Origin of the sequence: Thaumasiovibrio subtropicus, from assembly GCF_019703835.1 — a bacterium.
Taxonomy (GTDB): Bacteria; Pseudomonadota; Gammaproteobacteria; order Enterobacterales; family Vibrionaceae; genus Thaumasiovibrio; species Thaumasiovibrio subtropicus.
Genome location: NZ_AP023054.1, coordinates 434165 through 451025, shown reverse-complemented (window position 1 = coordinate 451025; position 16861 = coordinate 434165). Strand labels below are relative to the sequence as shown.

The 16861-nt window shown below is 48.2% G+C and carries 18 protein-coding genes and 1 other RNA gene; 7 read left to right on the top strand and 12 right to left on the bottom strand.

Going from position 1 to position 16861, the window contains the following annotated elements; translation table 11 throughout:
- Positions 1 to 9 precede the first annotated feature (9 nt).
- The 3 genes from mraZ to rsmI all read right to left on the bottom strand — a co-directional run bounded on the left by mraZ (position 10) and on the right by rsmI (position 2080).
- Positions 10 to 462 carry a division/cell wall cluster transcriptional repressor MraZ gene (mraZ, locus tag TSUB_RS02205; RefSeq protein ID WP_087016620.1) on the bottom strand — a complete coding sequence of 151 codons (453 nt, stop codon included), beginning with the start codon at positions 460 to 462 and terminating at the stop codon, positions 10 to 12.
- Positions 463 to 685: 223 nt separating this feature from the next.
- Positions 686 to 1066, bottom strand: an RNA gene (rnpB, locus tag TSUB_RS02200) — RNase P RNA component class A.
- 153 nt (positions 1067 to 1219) lie between these two features.
- Positions 1220 to 2080: a 16S rRNA (cytidine(1402)-2'-O)-methyltransferase gene (gene rsmI, locus TSUB_RS02195; RefSeq protein ID WP_087016622.1), complete on the bottom strand. Its 861-nt coding sequence runs from the start codon at positions 2078 to 2080 to the stop codon at positions 1220 to 1222.
- A gap of 62 nt (positions 2081 to 2142) precedes the next feature.
- On the opposite strand from rsmI, the gene TSUB_RS02190 reads away from it, so the two are divergent.
- From TSUB_RS02190 to TSUB_RS02175, 4 genes are read left to right on the top strand one after another with little or no spacing between them, the layout of a single operon-like run.
- Complete coding sequence (locus tag TSUB_RS02190) at positions 2143 to 3972, top strand: penicillin-binding protein activator (RefSeq protein ID WP_087016624.1); 1830 nt, start codon at positions 2143 to 2145, stop codon at positions 3970 to 3972.
- Complete coding sequence (locus TSUB_RS02185) at positions 3956 to 4318, top strand: YraN family protein (protein ID WP_192867815.1); 363 nt, start codon at positions 3956 to 3958, stop codon at positions 4316 to 4318. The genes TSUB_RS02190 and TSUB_RS02185 overlap by 17 nt, the downstream gene beginning before the upstream one ends.
- A 2-nt stretch (positions 4319 to 4320) precedes the next feature.
- The gene (locus TSUB_RS02180) at positions 4321 to 4911 is read left to right on the top strand and encodes a phosphoheptose isomerase (protein WP_087016626.1); all 591 of its coding nucleotides are present in this window, start codon (positions 4321 to 4323) and stop codon (positions 4909 to 4911) included.
- A complete protein-coding gene (locus TSUB_RS02175) occupies positions 4904 to 5428 on the top strand; it encodes a BON domain-containing protein (RefSeq protein WP_087016628.1) in 525 nt (174 codons plus the stop codon). Before TSUB_RS02180 ends, TSUB_RS02175 begins: the two co-directional genes overlap by 8 nt.
- Before the next feature lie 83 nt (positions 5429 to 5511).
- On the opposite strand, the gene sspB is transcribed toward TSUB_RS02175, so the two are convergent.
- The 8 genes from sspB to zapE form a co-directional block, all read right to left on the bottom strand.
- Positions 5512 to 6012: a ClpXP protease specificity-enhancing factor gene (gene sspB / locus TSUB_RS02170; RefSeq protein ID WP_087016629.1), complete on the bottom strand. Its 501-nt coding sequence runs from the start codon at positions 6010 to 6012 to the stop codon at positions 5512 to 5514.
- The gene (gene sspA / locus TSUB_RS02165) at positions 6012 to 6650 is read right to left on the bottom strand and encodes a stringent starvation protein SspA (protein ID WP_087016631.1); all 639 of its coding nucleotides are present in this window, start codon (positions 6648 to 6650) and stop codon (positions 6012 to 6014) included. The genes sspB and sspA overlap by 1 nt, the downstream gene beginning before the upstream one ends.
- 91 nt (positions 6651 to 6741) lie before the next feature.
- Positions 6742 to 7482 (bottom strand): cytochrome c1, encoded by a 741-nt coding sequence (locus TSUB_RS02160; protein ID WP_087016633.1) that lies wholly within the window; start codon positions 7480 to 7482, stop codon positions 6742 to 6744.
- Complete coding sequence (locus TSUB_RS02155) at positions 7479 to 8744, bottom strand: cytochrome b (protein ID WP_087016636.1); 1266 nt, start codon at positions 8742 to 8744, stop codon at positions 7479 to 7481. The genes TSUB_RS02160 and TSUB_RS02155 overlap by 4 nt, the downstream gene beginning before the upstream one ends.
- A complete protein-coding gene (petA, locus tag TSUB_RS02150; RefSeq protein ID WP_087016638.1) occupies positions 8744 to 9334 on the bottom strand; it encodes a ubiquinol-cytochrome c reductase iron-sulfur subunit in 591 nt (196 codons plus the stop codon). Before petA ends, TSUB_RS02155 begins: the two co-directional genes overlap by 1 nt.
- Positions 9335 to 9988: 654 nt before the next feature.
- Positions 9989 to 10378: a 30S ribosomal protein S9 gene (gene rpsI, locus TSUB_RS02145; RefSeq protein WP_087016642.1), complete on the bottom strand. Its 390-nt coding sequence runs from the start codon at positions 10376 to 10378 to the stop codon at positions 9989 to 9991.
- Between the two features lie 15 nt (positions 10379 to 10393).
- Complete coding sequence (gene rplM, locus TSUB_RS02140) at positions 10394 to 10822, bottom strand: 50S ribosomal protein L13 (RefSeq protein WP_087016644.1); 429 nt, start codon at positions 10820 to 10822, stop codon at positions 10394 to 10396.
- A gap of 297 nt (positions 10823 to 11119) precedes the next feature.
- Positions 11120 to 12229, bottom strand: coding sequence for a cell division protein ZapE (gene zapE / locus TSUB_RS02135; protein WP_087016759.1), 1110 nt, complete (start codon positions 12227 to 12229; stop codon positions 11120 to 11122).
- Between the two features lie 107 nt (positions 12230 to 12336).
- Here zapE and zapG point away from each other — a divergent pair, with 107 nt between their 5' ends.
- The 3 genes from zapG (at position 12337) to degS (ending at position 15526) form a co-directional block, all read left to right on the top strand.
- Positions 12337 to 12831 carry a Z-ring associated protein ZapG gene (gene zapG, locus TSUB_RS02130; RefSeq protein ID WP_087016646.1) on the top strand — a complete coding sequence of 165 codons (495 nt, stop codon included), beginning with the start codon at positions 12337 to 12339 and terminating at the stop codon, positions 12829 to 12831.
- A gap of 86 nt (positions 12832 to 12917) precedes the next feature.
- Complete coding sequence (locus TSUB_RS02125) at positions 12918 to 14276, top strand: Do family serine endopeptidase (RefSeq protein ID WP_087016648.1); 1359 nt, start codon at positions 12918 to 12920, stop codon at positions 14274 to 14276.
- 185 nt (positions 14277 to 14461) lie between these two features.
- On the top strand, positions 14462 to 15526 hold the full coding sequence (degS, locus tag TSUB_RS02120) for an outer membrane-stress sensor serine endopeptidase DegS (RefSeq protein WP_087016650.1): 1065 nt from the start codon (positions 14462 to 14464) through the stop codon (positions 15524 to 15526).
- A gap of 78 nt (positions 15527 to 15604) precedes the next feature.
- Here the strand turns inward: degS and murA are convergent, their stop codons facing one another.
- Complete coding sequence (murA, locus tag TSUB_RS02115; protein WP_087016652.1) at positions 15605 to 16861, bottom strand: UDP-N-acetylglucosamine 1-carboxyvinyltransferase; 1257 nt, start codon at positions 16859 to 16861, stop codon at positions 15605 to 15607.

Here is a 16861-nt window from a genome sequence, read left to right as displayed (position 1 = left end):
CTTCTATATCTATAACGAGAAATCACTCAAACGCTCTGACGCAGTCAGATCCGTTTGCAAGGTAATATCTTCTTCAATTTGTTCTTGCCAACGCGCTTCTTGCCAAATCTCAAATTTGTTCAGTTGCCCAACTAACATGGCGCGACTTTCAAGCTCCGCGTATTGGCGTAATGTAGGGGGGATCAAAATACGCCCTTGGCTATCGAGAGGACACTCAATTGCATGTCCTAAGAGTAAGCGTTGTAGTCTTCGCTCCGCAGGATTTAGACTCGATAGCTTTGCTAATCGGCTTTCAACTTTTTCCCATTCATCAAGGGGATAAAGCAGCAAGCATGCAAAGTGGTGGTCAATGGTACAGACGAGCAGGCCTTCGCAAGTGCTTTGCAGCTCCTCACGGTAACGCTTTGGAATGGCCAATCGGCCTTTTCCATCCATTGAAACCGCGTTTGCCCCACGTAACATCGTTATCTATCCACGACTCTAACTTTTACACCACTTTTTCCCACAAAAACCCACTTCAAAGTTTACGGCTGCCCCCTTCGTTTAGCAAGCTAACGATCCAAATTAAGCGTGTTGGGAAATCAATAAACGGGCGAGATAGGGGCTAATCAATTGATATTGCGAAGCATGTCAACAAGGCGAAGAAATGAAAAAAGGGCAATGCGTCATCGCATTGCCCCAATATGAGGTGAGTAGCTCGATAAGCCGGGTTCTGTTCCGCTTGCGCGGTGATAGTCATTCGTCTAGGCCTGCAATCGCTCACAGGCTCAAGCAACCTACCCGTTCCCAACGTGGGCCACGCCATACGGGAACCTATTTGGTCTTGCTCCGGGTGGAGTTTACCGTGCCACGAACTATTACTAGCCGCGCGGTGCGCTCTTACCGCACCCTTTCACCCTTACCTGTGCCTCGAAAGGCCATCGGCGGTATACTCTCTGCTGCACTGGTCGTAGGCTCACGCCCCCCAGACGTTATCTGGCACCCTGCCCTGTGGAGCCCGGACTTTCCTCCCCTTCGTCAGTCTCCCTAAGGACATCAACGAAGCAGCGACTACCTAAGCTACTCAGGCGGCGGATAATACAGGAGAGCCCAGCATGTGTCTAGACTCTATCGATTTTTTGATTTAGCCCACAATAGCTTCTAAATAACACCTTACTGACAAGTCTATAACTCTCGCCAAACAAATACCTTGAAGCGGCTTAAGTATCATTGCTGCCGCCTAGTCCAGTGCGTCTAAGCCCCACTTGTATAGCGCATTTTTCTTAACGCCATGAATCTCAGCCGCTAGCGCTGCCGCTTTCTTCAATGGGAGCTCTTTCGCCAAAATGGCGGTTGTCCGTGTCGCTTCCGGCGGCAATGCTTCTTTCTCTGCACGGTGACCCGCAACCAGCAATACCATCTCACCACGAATTCGGTTGCTATCTTCACCCAACCACTCAATCAGTTCACCCAGCGGCGCACCATGGAAAGTTTCAAAGGTTTTAGTTAGCTCACGAGCAAGCACCACTTCGCGTTCTGGGCCTAACACCGCCAACATATCCGCGAGTGAGTCCATGATGCGATGAGGAGACTCATAGAAGATAAGCGTTCGCGGATCACTTTGTAGTGCTTCAAAGGTATCTTTGCGACCTTTACTCTTCGCAGGCAAAAAACCTTCAAAACTGAAACGGTCAGAAGGTAAACCAGACGCACTTAGCGCAGTGATGACAGCACAAGCCCCCGGTAGAGGCACAACGTTAACCCCCGCCTGACGACAACGATTAACTAAGTGGTATCCTGGGTCGCTAATCAGTGGTGTCCCCGCATCCGAGACAAGCGCTATAGATTGACCCTGCTGAATTTGCGCTATCAACGCGTCAGCCTTAGCCTGTTCATTATGGTCATGAAGTGCGAAGGTACGTGTTGTAATACCGAAGTGAGACAATAGCCGTCCTGTATGGCGAGTATCTTCGGCGGCGATGACGTCAACCGAGTTTAAAACGTCTAGGGCACGCTGGGTAATATCCCCTAAATTGCCGATTGGAGTGGGAACGATGTAGAGTGTTGCGACATATTCCGCACTTCTATTGGTATCAGTCATTTGTTTAAGATCTCTTCAGCCAGTAAGATAGAGAGTAATTTGTTACGGTCGAATTAAAAACAATGCTCAAGTTTACTAAAAAGCGTCAAAGTGTAACACGACTAGTTGCACCGGTGGCATTTGCCGTCACCCTTGCAGCCTGTGGCACCACACCAAAGACGCCGGAGAATACCAACATTGCATCTCCGGCGACCTTGACTATCGAACAGTACCTTATCAATGCTGAAAGCAGTGAGGGTACCCAAGGTGTGGATTGGCACATTCTGGCTCTCAAGGCCATGATTCGTGATGGTCAGTTGCCTCAGGCTGACCGCCAGCTCGATAAGATTGCTCAATTGCGGATGGATCCGAAACAGACCGCGGAATGGCAAATCGCTAAAGCAAACCTTCGCTATCAACAAGGGCGTATCGATGATGCGTTGAATAGCCTCAACTTACAGCCTTGGTGGCAACTCGAAGATCAGCAGTATCGCCGTTACTATCAGGTACGGACTCAGTTGGCTAACGAGCTCAACAAGCCTCTTCTCGCGGCTCGCTCGCGCATCGCGCTCGATCCTTATCTCGATGCCACACAACAAGAAGCGAATTGGCAGGCTATCTGGAGTCTGTTGTCTCAAGTCGATGGCAATGCACTCATGTCGACGCCAATTGCAGACGAGGAAACCATCCTTCGAGGTTGGATTCAACTTCGCCTGCTCGAAGAACGTTATGCACACAGCCCGCTGCAACTCAAAGAGCAACTCGGTAGCTGGATGACCCAAAATCGCTTCCACCCAGCGATCAATCACATGCCGCCTCGCTTACAAACCATCTATGAGATGGACATTAAGCAGGCCAAACATATCGCTTTAGTGCTCCCTCTGAATGGTAAGTATGCGCGTCAAGGGCATGCGGTACGTGATGGCTTCTTTGCTGCCATGTTGGAAAACCAAGGTCGAGACGGCGAAGTAAAAATTTCCGTTTACGACTCCACCTCGGAGCCAATGTCTGATTTACTCGCGAGTATGGAGCATGTCGGCATCGATTACGTTGTTGGTCCGCTGATAAAAAACAACATTGCCGACTTCCAAGAGTCGAATGAAATCAACTTGCCAACCTTGGCGCTCAATATTCCCGATGATCACAGTGCAGATCCAAACACCTGCTACTTTACTTTGTCACCGGAGAATGAAGCACAACAAGCAGCAATCCACCTCTACAACAATGGCTACCGCTACCCTCTATTGTTAGGCCCACAAAGCGGCTACGGTGAACGCGTTAGCTCTGCTTTCAATGAGCAGTGGGTGCAACTGACAGGCTATGAAGGGGACGTCCAGTACTACCGCAAGCGCAATGAGTTACAGCAGAAGATCAATCAAGTCTTTGGGCTGACAGAGAGCCAAACTCGCATCAATCAGATGCGTAAGCTCACAGGCTTGGGACTGGAGTCGGAGCAACGCAGCCGCCGTGATGTCGATGCGGTCTACATGATTGCAACACAAGCTGAGCTCGCGCTGCTTAAGCCCTTTATCGAAGTAGCCATTAACCCAGGGGCGGAAGTGCCAACGCTATTCACCAGCTCGCGTAGTAATACCATCGCAGGTCGCGAAGATCAGCTATTTGAACTTCAAGGGCTAGAGTTTAGTGATATTCCTCTGCTCATTTCTGACCCAAGCGAGTTCCAAAACCGCATCAATGAACTGTGGCCAGAAACCCCAGTTAACACCAAGCGTCTCATCGCACTTGGTATGGACGCTTACATGTTGACCAACGAACTACCACAGATGAAAATTATTGATAGCCACACTGCCGCGGGGCAAACCGGTGTGCTCAGTGTCGGGGAGAAGTGTGTCATCAATCGCGATGTTGAATGGGCTCGGGTTGTAGGAAACCACATTGAGGCTGTTCAGTAGCCGCCATAAAGGCCAAGCTTACGAGGCTCAAGCGGAGCAATACCTCCGCCGTCAGGGCCTCGTTGCTTGCCAGCGTAACTTTCAAATTCGCGGTGGGGAAATCGACCTCATTATGCGTGATGGCGACACTTGGGTTTTTATTGAAGTCAAATATCGCCAATCTGAACAGTATGGCTCAGGCCTCGATGCCATCGACCACCGCAAGCTAAAGCGACTTAAACGAACCGCTTTATTCTGGTTAAAACAACAAAATATCAATAGTCACATGGCGGCATTCCGCTTTGATGTGGTATATATCTTTGGTAACACCACTGAGTGGTTAAAGAATATACTTGAAGAAGGTTAACCATGCTCGATAGCATAAAAGAGAGTTTCACAGAAAGCATTCAAACCCAAATCGCCGCGGCAGAAGCCATTCCCGATGCGATAGCGAAAGCTTCACAAGTCATTGTGCAAAGCCTACTCAACGGCAACAAAATCCTCTGCTGTGGCAATGGTGGCTCGGCTTCAAACGCACAACAATTTGCTGCGTGCCTTCTTAATCGATTCGAAACAGAAAGGCCCAGCCTTCCGGCATTAGCACTAACCGCAGACAGCACGACACTTACCGCGGTCGCGAATGACTATCATCATGATGAGATCTTCTCAAAACAAGTACGCGCATTTGGCCAAGCGGGCGATATTCTGCTGGCGATCTCGACCAGTGGCAACAGCAAAGACATTACCAAGGCAATGGAAGCCGCTGTCACCCGTGATATGACCATTGTCGCCCTCACAGGTAAAGATGGTGGTGAGATGGCAGGTTTATTGGGTGAGCAAGACGTTGAAATCCGTATTCCTTCACAGCGCACTGCGCGCATTCAAGAAGTCCACTTGTTTACGCTACACACCATCTGTGACTTGATTGACCAAACTCTCTTTTCGGTTACTTATGAGTAATAGATGGGTACGCGGCGTATTGCTGATGTTAGCTATCGCCATCGTTGGCTGTGTCCAGCATCGTGATATAAACAGCCATTGGCAAGATAAACAGATAGAAATGGATGTTGCTGGCATCGCCAATAAACCGCCATTTAGAGGCGCATTGCGCATCAACGCCATTGCGTATGAAGGTGAGCTTTTTTTAGCAGGCCAAGCGCCAGATGCTCTCCTACTGACGCAGTTTGTCGCTGAAGTAGAGCAAATTGATGGTGTCAGTCAACTATACAATCAAGTACGTTCGCGCGCGCTGGCCGATTTCAGCACTGCATCACGTGATACTTGGATTACTGGCCGCATCAAAAGCATGATTCTTGCCGACACGACAATAGAGAATGATGCCGTTAAAGTGATGACTGAAGCGCAGGAGGTTTTCCTCATTGGGAGCCTCACGCAGCCACAAATGACAACATTGGTTGATAAAGTTCGTCATATCGACGGAGTACGCGAAGTCTTTACCGTCATTCACAGCCGTTAAGTGCATAAGTGGCGATAGATAAGAAACAGTCGATGAGAAACAAAAAAGCAGCCTATTGGCTGCTTTTTTTATCGTATCCGTATCTACTTCACGACACGTAGTGATGGTCGACCACGAGGTCTCGGTGGCTCGGGATCACTGTCATCGTCTTCGACAGTTTCCGTTTCAATCGCTGCTAGTTCCGCAGCGGGTTCGAAATCTGCATCCGCTTCTTCGATACTGGCACCAAAACCATGCTCATCTTCCTGCACTGCGTAAGCTGGTTCAGGTTCAAACATGGTACCTGCACCATTCTCGCGCGCATAAATAGCCATTGCAGCATACATAGGCACGACAACCGAATGCGGTCGACCACTAAAACGGGCATTGAAGCTGATCGCGTCATTACCGAGTTCCAAGTTGCCAACTGCACGCGGTGCAATGTTCAGCACAATTTGACCATCACGAACAAACTCGGTCGGCACTCGTACACCCGGAAGCGTCGCATCCACAACGAGATGGGGAGTCAAATCATTCTCCACCAGCCAGTCATAGTATGCGCGCAACAAATATGGACGTTGCGGAGTGAGTTTGTCGTATTCCATTACTGACCAGCCAAGCGCATTTCACGCTCTGCTTCAGTCAAAGAAGCAAGGAATGAGTCACGCTCAAATACACGAGTCATGTAATTCTTCACTTCTTTTGCGCCTGTACCGACAAGGTCAACACCCAGTACAGGTAGACGCCATAGCAGAGGTGCTAGGTAGCAATCTACAAGACTAAACTCTTCGCTCACGAAGTAAGGGAATTCAGCAAAAACAGGCGCTAGTGAAAGTAACTCATCACGCAGTTTCTTACGTGCTGTTTCCGCTTCATCTGGCGTACCTTTTACGATCTTTTCTGCCAGAGAATACCAGTTGCGCTCGATGCGATGCATCATTAGGCGGCTATTACCACGAGCGACTGGGTAAACAGGCATCAATGGTGGATGAGGGAAACGCTCGTCCAAGTATTCCATGATGATATTTGATTGATATAACGCCAGCTCACGGTCAACCAAGGTTGGTACTGACTTGTAAGGGTTTAGCTCAACCAAATCCTCAGGGAGGTTATTTGGATCAACTAATTCGATCTCAACGCTAACCCCTTTTTCAGCCAAAACGATACGCGTCTGATGACTGTACATATCAGAAGCATCAGAATACAACGTCATCACTGAGCGTTTATTGGCAGCAACAGCCATTAACCCCTCCAGAAAATCTACAAAAGATACAAAAAGCAATGGAGGCAATCAACGCCCCCATTGCGAGATACTAACCCACTAGAATATACGATTAATGGACATCACGCCAATATTCTTTCTTCAATAGCAAGGTCACAATAAAGAAGATAACGAGGAATCCCATTACCCAATAACCAAGGCGCTGTCGTTCAAGCTTCATTGGTTCAGCCGCGTACTCAAGAAAATTCACCAAGTCCCGCACGGCAAGATCGTACTCTGTTGCACTCATCTCCCCACGGCCATCGGTCTTAATGCCAACATACTCCTTGACCATTTCACCATCAATTAAGCGCTCTTCATACACTTTATGCGGGGTGCCTTGGAGCTCTTCCAATACGTGTGGCATACCAACACTAGGGAAAACAACGTTGTTCACACCAAATGGGCGCGCCGGATCGACATAAAAGGTGCGTAGGTAGGTATAAATCCAATCAGTCCCTCTCACGCGAGCCACCATGGTTAAATCAGGTGCGGGGTTACCAAACCATTTCTTGGCACTATCTTCAGAGATTGCACTGGTCATCAGATCGCCAATTTTAGCATTTTGATCGAAGATCAGGTTGTCTTTCATCAGATCATCTGGAATCCCCAAATCCTCTGCAACACGACCATAGCGTTGATACTGTGTCGAGTGACAACCAAAGCAGTAGTTCATGAACAGCTTGGCACCATTTTGCAGTGACGCTTTATCACTCAGATCATTGTTGGCTTTGTCCAATGGGACACTACTACCACCCGCTGCCAATACCACTGCTGGCAACATAGTGAGCAAGATTAAAATCCATTTTCTCATTTGAATGTCACCCTCTCTGGTAAAGGTCTCGTTGCCTCGTTCTTGCTATAGAAGAAAAGCAAAACGAAGAACATGAAGTAACCCAAGCTGAATATCTGTGCAAGCAGTGTATACACTGGCGTAGCAGGCAAAGCTCCTAAAATACCCAGAGCAATAAAGGAGACAGTGAACTGCACAATGTTCGCTAAGTGGAACTTACTGCGGTAACGATATGAGCGCACTTTACAGCGATCTAACCAAGGCAATAGGAAGAGCAAGACAATCGACGCTCCCATTGCCACAACACCCAACAGCTTGTGCGGTACGGCACGCAAGATGGCGTAAAACGGAGTGAAGTACCAAACAGGGGCAATGTGTTCCGGCGTTTTTAAAGGATTCGCCGCTTCAAAGTTTGGTGGCTCTAGGAAATATCCCCCCATTTCTGGGTTGAAGAAAATGACGTAACAGAAGAAGAAGAAGAAGACAGCGATACCCACCATATCCTTCACCGTGCCATACGGATGGAAAGGAATAGAATCGATAATATCGTACTTCTTACTGTAATAATCGTGAAACTTAAACTGTGTCTCGTAATCCTCGCCCTTGCTGCCCTTAGGTAGCTTAGTTTCAATGCCATCAGGGTTATTGGAGCCCACCTCGTGCAGTGCTAGCACGTGCAACACAACCAGCAACAACAGTACAATCGGGAGTGCTATCACATGCAGTGCAAAGAAACGGTTTAATGTTGCCCCGGAGATCACGTAGTCACCACGGATCCACAAGGTTAAATCATCGCCGATAACAGGAATCGCACCAAATAGGGAAATAATGACCTGCGCGCCCCAATATGACATCTGTCCCCATGGTAGCAGATACCCCATAAACGCTTCGGCCATCAGCACCAAGAAAATAAGCATACCGAAGACCCAAAGCAGCTCTCTCGGTTTTTGATACGAGCCATAAATAAGGCCGCGATACATGTGTAGATAAACAACAACAAAGAAGGCTGATGCCCCTGTTGAATGCATGTAGCGTAATAACCATCCGTACTCTACATCGCGCATGATGTACTCTACGGAGGCAAACGCACCTTCACCTGAAGGCACGTAATTCATGGTGAGCCAAATGCCCGTAATGATCTGATTGACCAAGACCAACATGGCTAATGAGCCAAACAAGTACCAAAAGTTGAAGTTTTTTGGCATTGGATATTCAGACAAATGCTTTTTATAAGCATTCATCATTGGCAGACGTTTTTCTATCCAATCGAGTACTGCGTTCATTAGCTAGTCTCCTCATCAACACCGACCAGAATTGTCTGATCATTGATATAAGAGTGTGGCGGTACCACCAGATTTAAAGGTGCTGGCACACTTTGGAAAACACGCCCTGCCATATCAAACTTAGAACCATGACAAGGACAGAAGAAGCCTGCGGAGACACCTTGGACTTGCTCTTCAAAGCTGTTAGGTAAATAAGTGGGTGAGCAACCTAGGTGAGTACAAATACCGACCGCGACAAAAATTTCTGGTTTCAAAGAACGAAACGCATTCTTGGCGTATTCCGGTTGTTGAGGTTCATCGGAATCAGGATCACGCAGTTGGCTCGCGTGAGCACTTAAGCCTTGCACAATATCGTCTGTACGGCGCACAACCCAAACAGGCTTGCCTCGCCATTCAGCACGAATGATTTGTCCGGCTTCAATTTTACTGATATCGATCTCTACCGGCGCACCTGCCGCCTTGGCTTTGGCACTCGGATTCCATGACTTTATGAAAGGTACAGCGACGGCGGCAGCCCCAACCCCTCCTACAACCGCAGTGGTTGCAGTAAGAAATCGGCGACGGCCAAGGTTTACTGGCGCATTGCTCATCCAATTTTACTCCCATTTGCTCCCGCATGGCGGTGGTGCATCCATACGTCCCTAGAGCGACAGCTAACAGTGAATTATTTTATGTGATGTTTGTTTTTTTAATATGCTACCACTTATTTCCTAACCAAATCATAAAAAAGACCCCACTTTTTGACAAGGTTAAGCTACCTTTTTGCAACATTTGTGATATCTGTAAACATTTTGTGGTTTTACGTGCAAATGCAGAAACAGGTCAAATAAAGCACAACCCAAAATATGCATGTACACACTTAATAAAATGGCTAACTAGGGCGACCAACAAGCTAAGTGGTGATTTGTTGTTCATGCCGCAGAAGGAAGTCTAGTCGCAATTAAGTGAAACGCAATCGAGAGAATAACTGCGTCAGCTCCCTCTGTGCTAGCTACCTGAAGATGTGAGAGCCAGCCATGCGCTAACGCTTGAAGCTAGGATACGAAACAATCACTTCCCCTATGAGCCAAACTAGGTGAAGAGCTCGGGACGCGAGAGAGCTACCGAAGGACCGGTTTTAGAGAAGAACAACTGAGAAAGCATGTGGCTACGTTTGACGCAACTGATTATTAGATATAAAAAAACCCAGCCATTGGCTGGGTTTTTGAACGCTTCGCGTAAGCGAATCTTCCAAATAAGGAAAATTAACGCTTCGAGAACTGTGGACGACGACGTGCTTTGCGTAGACCAACTTTTTTACGCTCAACGCGACGTGCATCACGAGTCACGTAGCCAGCTGCACGTAGTGCAGGACGTAGAGACTCATCGTACTCCATTAGAGCGCGAGTGATACCGTGACGGATCGCACCAGATTGACCAGTGATACCACCACCAGAAACAGTGATGTATAGGTCAAGCTTCTCAGTCATTTCAACCAGCTCAAGAGGCTGACGAACAACCATGCGAGCAGTTTCACGACCAAAGTACTCATCCAAGCTACGCTTGTTGATTACGATGTTACCAGTGCCCGGCTTGATGAAAACACGAGCTGCTGAGCTTTTGCGACGACCAGTGCCGTAGTATTGTTCTGCCATTGTGTTAATCCCCAATTAGATGTCTAGTACTTGCGGCTGTTGTGCCGCGTGGTTGTGCTCAGCACCCGCGTAAACTTTCAGCTTACGGTACATAGCGCGACCTAGAGGACCTTTTGGCAGCATGCCTTTAACAGCAAGCTCAATAACCATTTCTGGTTTGTGGTCGATCAGCTTCTCAAAAGAGATAGACTTGATACCACCAGGGAAACCAGAGTGACGCCAGTACATCTTGTCTGATTTCTTCGCACCAGTTACAGCTACTTTTTCAGCGTTGATAACGATGATGTAGTCACCAGTGTCACAATGTGGAGTGTACTCTGGCTTGTGCTTACCACGTAGGCGTGATGCGATTTCAGTAGCCAGACGACCTAAAGTTTTACCTTCAGCGTCAACAACATACCAGTCACGTTTTACAGTTTCTGGTTTAGCAACGAAAGTTTTCATGCTAAGAATTACCCGATTATAAATAGTTTCACTTCAAGGAGCTTTCGCTCCCACTGTATCAGAGCCCAGCGCACCCCTTCGAGTGATGGGTACTCCCGACGAAAAGTCGTACAGGTTTGTGGGTCGCGAGATTATAGAGAAGTGTGGAGAAAAAATCACCTTATTTTTAAAAAAAACCAGACTTTTTTTCCTCCGCGCACTAGAAGCGCCAAAATTGTACGTCAGCCTTGTCGCAGCATAGGCTAACTCGGCTTTCATGTGCTGTTGTTCTGCGTGTTTTCTAAGGCCTGTCACCGCCTAAGGAATGTGCGGTTTAGCCAAATAATCATGACTCTGCATCTCAATCAATCGAGAACAACAACGTTTAAACTCAAACGTCAATCTGCCATCAGTATAGAGGTCAGCCAATGCAACTTCTGCTGAAATAATCAGTTTCACATTTCGCTCATAGAACTCATCTACCATCGCAATGAACCGTCTCGCCGCATCATCTTGTTTTTCACTCATTTGCGTGACATTAGACAGCAGTACTGTGTGGTAAATACGGGCAATCTCAAGATAGTCGATGTGGCTACGTGCCGTTTCACATAGGGTATGAAACTCGAAGTGCACCACGCCATCACACTCTCTTACGGTCGGTAAGTCTCTATCATTGATATTCACCGCCTTCCCCGCAGATGTGGGCTCCACACTCAACTGTTGAAAGTACTGTGTCATATTTTCTGCCGCGGCTTCATCAAGTGGCGAGTGATAGATCTCCGCTTGCTCTAGAGTGCGCAAACGATAGTCAATACCCGCATCCACATTGACGACCTCGCAATGCTTCTCAATTAACGCTATCGCTGGTAAGAAACGAGCCCGTTGTAAACCATTGCGATAGAGATCTTGGGGCGGAATATTGGACGTCGCCACCAAACAGATCCCTCTTGTAAACAAGGCCTCGAACAAGGTGCCCAGCAACATCGCATCGGTGATATCTGAAACAAAAAACTCATCAAAGCAAATGATATCGGTCTCTTGCTTAAACTGCTCAGCGATCGCCTCAAGGGGATCACTTTGGCCACTGAAGTTTTGCAGTTCGTGATGAACACGGTGCATAAATCGATGGAAGTGAGCGCGCATTTTTCGTTCTGTTGGCAAACACTCATAAAACGTGTCCATCAGATACGTTTTACCTCGACCGACCCCTCCCCAAAAATAGAGTCCCTTAGGTGGACTCACTTCCATCGGTGCCGCCTTTTTAAACCGCTGCCACCACGCACGCTTCTCTGTCGACGCTGACACTGCGGTATGCGATAACAGTCGTTGATATAGGTCGTCTAATTTCTCAACGGCGAGCGCTTGTGCCGCATCAGCAAAAAAATCTTCTCGTTGTAAATCTTGCTGATAGCGTTGTAGTGGTGTCATACCTAACTCCATGTCACATCCTTATACAATCAAGTTTACCATGGCGACCGTATACCATGTATAGTGGCGCAACAGGCTTTCCTGATTAAGTCTTGAGGAGTTAAACTATGACTGTCATCAATGCACTACTCTATTTTGCAGGCGGTATTGTAGTCGGAGCACTGCTTACCCGTTTGCTTTCTCGAAAAACCAAACAACAAAAAGATCTTCAAAAAGATCTCGATAAAACGCGCTACGAACTTGAGCAATACCGTCAAGAGCTCGTTGACCACTTCGCCCAAAGTGCAGGCCTATTGGACAACATCGCCAAAGATTACAGCAAGCTGTATCAGCATATGGCAAAAACATCGACGGAGTTAATGCCTAACTTACCGGCACAAGATAACCCTTTTGCGGCACGTATCAGCCACCTCACTCCGGTTGAAAATGAGACGCCAGAAGCGGCAGAGAAAGAAGAGCCACAGCCAGAAGAAGCCCCTGAAGAAGAGGTTATCGCACAGGCGCCCAAGGATTACTCTGATGAAGCTACCGGTCTGTTAAGCGGAGAAACTTCGCAAGAAAAACGTGACGAGCCTGAAGCGCCAAAAGAGAAGGTAAGTTAATTTAATCCCGCCTTTCCCATTGAAAAATGCGGAACTAAACTCCAGTACACAAGTCATACAAGCACTTGTGATACTGGAGTTGATACATGAAGAAAAATCCTTTGTTTGCAGTGAGTGCCTTGGTACTCGGCCTATCCGGTCTTTTCGCCACGAGCCTTCCTGCGCATGCAGCCTTACCGACGGCGGTTAACGGCCAATCATTACCTAGCCTTGCCCCCATGCTTGAGCAAGTAACGCCCGCTGTAGTCAGTATTGCCGTTGAAGGTAAACAAGTTTCTCGCCAACGTCTTCCCGAGTCATTTCGCTTCTTTTTTGGTGATGAGTTCCCTGAAGAGCAAGTCCGTGAGCGGCCATTTCGCGGCCTAGGTTCGGGCGTCATTATTGATGCAAAAGAAGGCTATATTGTCACCAATCACCATGTGATCAATGGTGCAGACAAAATTCGCATCCAACTTTTTGATGGCCGCGAATATGATGCTGATCTTATTGGCAGCGATGCCATGTCAGACATTGCGCTTCTTAAACTCAATGAGTTTGAGAACCTCACAGAAATTAAAGTCTCAAACTCAGACTCACTGCGCGTCGGTGACTTTGCCGTTGCCATCGGTAATCCGTTTGGTTTAGGGCAAACCGTCACGTCTGGCATCATTTCGGCACTCGGCCGAAGCGGTTTGAACTTAGAGAATTTCGAAAACTTTATCCAAACCGATGCCGCAATTAACAGCGGTAACTCAGGTGGCGCACTAGTTAATCTAAACGGTGAACTGATCGGCATTAACACCGCGATTTTGGGTCCCAATGGCGGTAACGTCGGGATCGGGTTCGCCATCCCATCGAACATGGCTTCTAACCTCGTTGATCAAATCTTAGAGTTTGGTGAAGTGCGCCGCGGAATGTTAGGTGTACAAGGGGGTGAACTAACCTCTGAACTCGCAGAAGCATTTGGTTACGAGACCAACCATGGCGCCTTTGTCAGCCAAGTTGTCCCTGGCTCCGCCGCAGATGACGCTGGGATAGAAGCAGGTGACATCATTATCTCTGTCAATGGTAAGAAGATTCGTAGCTTTAGCGAGCTACGCGCCAAAATCGCTACCTTAGGCGCAGGCAAAGAGGTCAAACTCGGTATCCTGCGCGATGGTGAGAACCTAACCGTTACTGCGACCTTGAAAGAGTCATCACAAAACCGACTCTCGGCTGAAAATCTACATTCTGCATTACAAGGTGCGGAGCTAGTCAACACCGATGGCGGCGTCAAGGTAGACTCTGTACGTGAGGGTTCACCTGCAGCGCGCGCTGGCCTGATGACGGATGATGTCATCATTGGTGTGAACAGAAAACGCATTAGCAACCTCGGTGAACTGCGGAAAATACTCGAACGTAGCTCCGGTGCGATAGCCCTGAATGTTCAACGCGACAACACAAACCTCTATCTGATGCTGCGATAGACCTCGTGTATTTGTTCGTTTATCAACAACGCCACCTAAATAGGTGGCGTTTTTTCATTCAACCTTATGTCAAATTGGCAAGATTGGAACTCAAGTCGCTGGGATACGTGCTTTTTTCTACATTTCCCCCAGTGAGAATGCTATTCTCAGCCTTTTAACATATTGATTTAAGTTCGGAGAGGATAATGGTTCGGTTTTTTGCGCGCGCCGTTCTACTTGGCGTTGTCACTGCAGCGATATTGCTAGTTGCGATGCCGGATTTACGAACCAAAACACCTGCATTTTCACTGCCAACAAGTGAACCCGAACTCGCTCCACAGTACTCATTTAATTACGCAGTTCGACGAGCGTCCCCAGCCGTTGTCAATATCTACTCTCGCCGCTACGGCAATAACAACCGTCTTCTCCTTAACACCGAAGGGCTGGGTTCTGGCGTTATCATGAGCGACAAGGGCTATATCGTTACCAATTTTCATGTGGTAGAGCAGGCTGACCAAGTTGTTGTTGCGTTGCAAGATGGACGCATTTTCACCGCACAGTTACTAGGTAAAGACCGACTCACTGACCTCGCTGTATTGAAAATTCAAGCCGATAACCTGCCGGTAATCCCGCGTAACGACGAATACAATCCAGCGGTAGGTGACGTCGTGCTCGCCATTGGCAACCCCTATAACTTAGGGCAAACCACAACCTATGGCATTATCTCCGCAACGGGGCGTTCTGGATTAAGTGCCTATGGCCGCCAAGACTTCCTGCAAACCGACGCCGCTATCAACAACGGAAACTCAGGCGGCGCCTTGGTGAACACGCGCGGCGAGCTTGTTGGTATCAATACGGCATCATTACAACAAGCCTATGATGTCGACACCTACGGCATTTCATTTGCTATCCCCTATCGCCTGACCGCGAAAATTATGGAAAAACTCATCGCCGATGGTCGGGTGACTCGAGGCTACATTGGTATTGATGGCCGTGATGTAACGCCAGTAATGGCACATATGTTCGATTCACAACAAGTACAGGGCATTATCGTGGTTGGTATGGATCCTAACGGCCCAGCGAACCAAGCCGGATTCAAAGTACAAGATATCTTGATGGAGATTAATGGCCAAGCAGTACAAGGCAAACGTAACGTTCTTGATATCGTTACAGAACTGCGACCTGGCGCCGTTATCCCGATGAAGGTGCTGCGTGATGGCCAACCTCTTACACTCGAAGTGACAATTGGCGAGATTCCTTACGAGCCGTAGAGTTAACGCAAACGTTGAACAAACAAAAAGGCTTACCTGCAAAGGTAAGCCTTTCCTTTTTATGAAATAGCAACGCCGTTAGTCACGAAAGCGTTCGATATTCATTCCTAAGCCACGTAACTTATCTTCGATATGCTCGTAGCCCCGGTCAATGTGATAGATACGGTCAACGATGGTTTCGCCTTTCGCAATGTTACCCGCAATCACCAGCGACGCTGAAGCACGTAAGTCCGTCGCCATCACCTGAGCACCGCTTAATCCATCAGTGTCACCGCAGATCAAGGTATTCCCTTCGATCTCTGCGTGAGCACCCATCCGCACTAACTCAGGAATATGCATGAAACGGTTTTCAAAGATCGTCTCTTTCACAATACCAGTGCCCTTGGCAACAAGGTTAAGCAAAGAGAACTGTGCTTGCATATCGGTCGGGAACCCTGGGTGCGGCGCTGTGCGGAAATTTACCGCCTTAAGCTCACGATCGGTCATATCAATGCTGATCCAATCGTCACCCGTCTCAATCAATGCACCCGCTTCTTCTAACTTAGATAGCGCAGCCTCAAGGAGGTGTGGGTAAGTCCCACGACAAACGATTTTGCCCCCCGAAATTGCTGCTGCCACTAGGAAGGTCCCCGTTTCAATCCGATCGGGCACGACACTGTGATAACCACCACCTAAGCGCGCTACACCTTCAATGGTAATCGTGTCAGTCCCAGCCCCTGAAATCTTCGCGCCAATCGCATTCAAGAAAGCCGCTGTATCTTCAATCTCAGGCTCTTTCGCCGCATTTTCGATCACGGTTTGGCCTTCTGCTAATGTTGCCGCACACATGATAGTCACGGTCGCACCCACACTCACTTTATCCATGACGATATGGGCGCCTTTCAAACGGCCATCAACACTCGCTTTGACGTAGCCTTCTTCAAGCACGATCGTCGCGCCAAGCTGCTCAAGGCCACTGATATGGAGATCAACCGGACGCGCACCAATCGCACAGCCTCCCGGCAGAGACACTTGTCCTTGACCAAAGCGCGCGACCAATGGACCTAATGCCCAAATAGAGGCACGCATGGTTTTCACCAAGTCATACGGGGCACAAAGGTTATTAACCTGGCTGGCATCGACATGCACAGAGCCATTGCGACTCACTTTCGCACCCAACTGCTCTAGCAGTTTCATGGTAGTGTCAATGTCACGAAGCTTAGGTACGTTGGCAACTTCTACAGGCTCTTCAGCAAGAAGTGAAGCAAACAGAATAGGCAGGGCTGCATTTTTAGCACCTGAAATATTGACGTCGCCCTGCAGTGGGCCGCCAGTCTGAATTCGGAATTTTTCCAT